The organism is Thiolapillus sp., assembly GCF_048562965.1.
Lineage (GTDB): Bacteria > Pseudomonadota > Gammaproteobacteria > Chromatiales > Chromatiaceae > Thiolapillus > Thiolapillus brandeum_A.
In genome coordinates this window covers 1-598 of record NZ_JBHNMF010001499.1, presented here as the reverse complement: position 1 = coordinate 598, position 598 = coordinate 1, and the positions used below count along the sequence as shown (strand labels likewise).

The window sequence follows — 598 nt, the reverse complement described above, 5'->3', positions numbered from 1 at the left end:
CCTGCGGGAAAAGCTGCTGCATCAGGCCTTTCTTGAGGTTCTTGAGGGCGTCGAGCTTGTGCGACTCCAGCCCGATCACCTCATCAAGGGAGGAGAGGCAGTGGGCGATTTTTTGTTGTTCGCGGGCTTCCGTCGGATACGCTAGCTCCACCTCGGCAAGCTGTGTCTTTGAAATACCAAGAACCTTGGCTCCTTGCGCACGTTGTTGAATTTGCTTTCTGACCCCGCTGGATGCATACAGGTACGCTCCAAAACCAACGACAATTCGATGGTCAATCCGACTTGCCAAGATCGTGTGAAGGCCAGAAACCAGCCGCTGACCACCTATGTCGACTATCTCAATAGCCTTGCCGATGTCATCAACATCCTCAGACGCATCGGCAAGGACAATATCGCCTTCTTCGCAGAACGCATCTTCCTTCACCGAATCTGCTAGTGTGTCATTCACATAGGGTACGACCTCGTCATCTATTCTAAACGTGCGGTTTAGCTCCTTGTGAATGTCTCCGTAGTGGATGTTTTTGATCGTTCCTGAATCGTAGTTCAGTTGATCCCTAGACCATGAGTTTGTTGGCTTAAACCGGTAAATCTCCCCCAG

1 protein-coding gene is annotated in these 598 nt (G+C 51.0%); it reads right to left on the bottom strand.

Annotated elements, in window-relative coordinates; all coding sequences use genetic code 11:
* A partial coding sequence (locus ACOCD2_RS25150; RefSeq protein WP_294043482.1) for a restriction endonuclease subunit S occupies positions 1 to 424 on the bottom strand: 424 nt, incomplete at its 3' end.
* Between the last annotated feature and the right edge of the window lie 174 nt (positions 425 to 598).